Source organism: Micromonospora sp. M51 (assembly GCF_018070305.1).
In the GTDB taxonomy this organism is placed as follows: Bacteria; Actinomycetota; Actinomycetes; order Mycobacteriales; family Micromonosporaceae; genus Micromonospora; species Micromonospora parva.
On the sequence record NZ_JAGPXZ010000628.1, the window covers coordinates 1 to 3,695 of the forward strand.

2 protein-coding genes are annotated in these 3,695 nt (G+C 70.0%); both read left to right on the forward strand.

The genetic code is table 11. The annotated features are described in order from the left end of the window. The first annotated feature begins 68 nt into the window (after window positions 1-68). The gene (locus KBX53_RS25875) at window positions 69-2,267 is read left to right on the forward strand and encodes a (Fe-S)-binding protein (RefSeq protein WP_210862128.1); all 2,199 of its coding nucleotides are present in this window, start codon (window positions 69-71) and stop codon (window positions 2,265-2,267) included. Between the two features lie 116 nt (window positions 2,268-2,383). After that, the coding region (locus KBX53_RS25880; RefSeq protein WP_210862131.1) for a hemolysin family protein at window positions 2,384-3,695 on the forward strand (1,312 nt) is incomplete at its 3' end.

Consider the following 3,695-nt stretch of genomic DNA (forward strand, 5'->3'; position numbering starts at 1 on the left):
CGCGTAGGCTGCAGTGCATGACCGAGCAGAGCGAGGTCATCAGGCAGCAGACCGGGGAGGCCAACTCGATGGGCAGCGTCCAGATCGTCACCACGATCCTCGCGGCCGCCATCACCGCCGTGGCGGTGTGGCTTGCGGTACGCGCGGTCATGAAGATGACGGCCGTCATCCGGCTGGGGCAACCCGCTCCGGAGCGGTTCTCCGACAAGGGCGCCCGTACCAGGACCATGCTGGTGGAGACCGCCGGCCACACCCGAATGCTCAAGTGGGGCGTGGTCGGTGCGGCGCACTGGTTCGTGATGGTCGGCTTCATCGTGCTGTCGCTGCTGGTGCTCGAGGCGTACTTCGAGGTGGTCACCCCGACCGGCGGGCTGCCGATCATCGGGCCCTGGACGATCTTCGGCCTGGCCACCGAGATCATCACCGTGCTGGGCCTGATCGGCATCCTGGTGCTGATGGTGATCCGGTTGCGCAACCGGCCGACCCGGCCGGGCGGGCGGTCCCGGTTCACCGGATCGACGATGTGGCAGGGCTACTTCGTCGAGTGGATCGTGCTGCTGGTCCTGATCTTCGGCCTGCTGATCCGCGGCTTCAAGGTCGCCACCGACCACTTCGAGTACCCGCTCTGGGCCACCCCGGTCAGCCACGCGGTCGGCGCGGTGCTGCCCGACTGGTCGGACGGGGCGAGCGTCGCCGCGCTCATCAAGATCGCCATCTCGATGACCTGGCTGATCGTCATCTCGCTGAACGTCACCATGGGTGTGGCCTGGCATCGCTTCCTGGCGTTCCCCAACATCTTCTTCAAGCGGGAGCCGGCCAAGCCGGCCGGCTCCGGTCTCGGCGCGCTGCGCCCGATGACGAGCCAGGGCAAGCCGCTCGACTTCGAGGAGGCGGACCCGGAGAAGGACCAGTTCGGCGTCGCCCACGTCGAGCAGTTCAGCTGGAAGGGCCTGCTCGACTTCAGCACCTGCACCGAGTGCGGCCGCTGCCAGTCGCAGTGCCCGGCCTGGAACACCGGCAAGCCCCTGTCGCCGAAGCTGCTGGTGCTGAGCCTCCGCGACCACGCGTACGCCAAGGCGCCCTACCTGCTGGCCGGCGGCGGCAAGGACCTGACCGGCGAGGAGAAGGCCACCCAGGCCCAGCTCGCGCACCTGGACGTGCTGGCCCTCGCCGAGGCCGACAAGCCGCTGATCGGCACCGCCGAGGAGGGCGGGGTCATCGACCCGGACGTGCTCTGGTCCTGCACCACCTGCGGTGCCTGCGTCGAGCAGTGCCCGGTGGACATCGAGCACGTCGACCACATCGTCGACATGCGCCGCTACCAGGTGCTGATCGAGTCGAGCTTCCCCTCCGAGGCCGGCGTGATGCTGCGCAACCTGGAGAACAAGGGCAACCCGTGGGGTGCGCCGCAGAACACCCGCGAGGACTGGACCAAGGGCCTGGACTTCGAGGTGCCCCGGGTCGGCGAGGTGGACGACTTCGAGTACCTGTTCTGGGTCGGCTGCGCCGGCGCGTTCGAGGACCGGGCCAAGAAGACCACGCGCGCGGTGGCCACGCTGCTCAACGAGGCGGGCGTGAAGTTCGCGATCCTGGGCGAGGGCGAGACCTGCTCCGGTGACCCGGCACGACGGATCGGCAACGAGTTCGTCTTCCAGATGCTGGCCCAGCAGAACGTGGAGACGCTGAACGAGGCGTTCGAGGGCCGGGACAAGACCAAGCGCAAGATCGTCGCGACCTGCCCGCACTGCTTCAACACCCTGGGCAACGAGTACGGGCAGCTCGGTGGCGAGTTCGAGGTGGTCCACCACACCCAGCTGCTGGCCCACCTGGTCGCCACCGGCAAGCTCACGCCGGTGCAGCCGGTCGACGGCGGGGTCACCTACCACGACCCCTGCTACCTGGGTCGGCACAACCGGATCTTCGCGGCCCCCCGCGAGGTCCTCGGCGACGCTATCGCTGGTGACCTGACCGAGATGCCGCGCAACAGCGAGCGGTCCTTCTGCTGCGGTGCCGGCGGCGCCCGGATGTGGATGGAAGAGAAGATCGGCAAGCGGATCAACGTGGACCGGGTCGAGGAGGCCATGGCCACCGGGGCGAAGACGGTCGCCGTCGGCTGCCCGTTCTGCTCGACCATGCTGAACGACGGGGTCAACGGCAAGGGCGCCGGCGAGCAGGTCGAGGTGATCGACGTGGCGAGCGTGCTGCTCCGTTCGGTCAAGCCCGAGCAGCCGCAGGGCGGCAAGGAGACCGCGCCGATCGGCGGCTGAGACGCGTACCTCCGGGTTCTGAAACATCGACGGCGGTGGCCCCTGCGGGCCGCCGCCGTCGTGCAAGAATCTCGCCGAGGTGACGCGACATCGACGGCCTACTCTTGACGACGTTGTTGCCCCTGGTCGGTTTCGTAGCGCTGACCGCGGGCAACGCGTTCTTCGTCGCGGCCGAGTTCGCCCTGGTCACCGTCGACCGGGCGGAGATCGACAGGCGGGCCGTCGCGGGCGACGAGGCCGCCCGGACGGTACGCGCGGCGCTGCGCGAACTCTCCTTCCAGCTTTCCGGGGCGCAGCTCGGCATCACCATCACCGCGCTGCTCACCGGCTACCTGGCCGAGCCGGCTCTGGCTCGCCTCTTCGCCCCGTTGCTGCGCCCGATCGCCGGCGACAACGCCGGGCGGCTCACCCCGTTCCTCGCGTTGGCCCTGGCCACGCTGATCTCCATGCTCTTCGGCGAGTTGGTGCCGAAGAACGCGGCGCTCGCCCGGCCCATGCCGGCGGCGTTGGCCACGGCCGGCCCGATGCACGCGTTCTCCCGGACGTTCGGCTGGTTGATCCGAGGGTTGAACGGCTCGGCGAACGGCCTTGTCCGGGCACTCGGTGTGGAGCCGCAGGAGGAGTTGGCCAGCGCCCGCTCGCCGGAGGAGCTGGGCCTGCTGGCGGGCATCTCGGCGCGGGCCGGGGCGCTGCCCACCGACACCGCGATGCTGCTGCGTCGCACCATCCGCTTCGGTGACAAACGGGCCGCCGAGGCGATGACTCCCCGGGTGGACGTGGTAGCGCTGCGCGTCACAGCCACCGTGGCCGAGCTGCTGGAGGAGTCGCGGCGGACCGGGCGGACGCGGTTCCCCGTGTACGAGGAGACCCTGGACCTGGTGACCGGCGTGGCCGCCGTGCCCGACGCCCTGGGTGTGCCGCTGGCCGACCGGGCGTCGACGACTGTCGGCTCGGTGGCCCGCGAGCCGGTGTACGTGCCGGAGAGCCTCAACCTGGACGGTGTGCTGGCCGCGCTCAAGGCGGCCGGGGCCGACCTGGCCATCGTGGTCGACGAGTACGGCGGCACGGACGGTGTGGTGACCGTCGAGGATCTCGTCGAGGAGTTGGTCGGGGAGATCGCCGACGAGTTCGACCCGGCGAGTGTGGACGACGACGGGTCGGCCGAGCTGACAGTGCCGGGCGGGGAGCGCACCGTGCTGGTCGACGGGGTGCTCCGCTCCGACGAGTTGGCCGAGCAGACCGGCTTCCGGCTGCCTGAGGGGCCGTACGAGACGTTGGCCGGGTACCTGATGGCCCAGCTCGGGCACATCCCGCTCGCCGGTGAGACGGTCGAGGCGGACGGGTGGGAGTTCACAGTGGTGGAGGTGGAGCGGCACCGGATCGAGCAGGTCCGGGTGGTACGCCCGGCGGATCCGGACGACGATGACT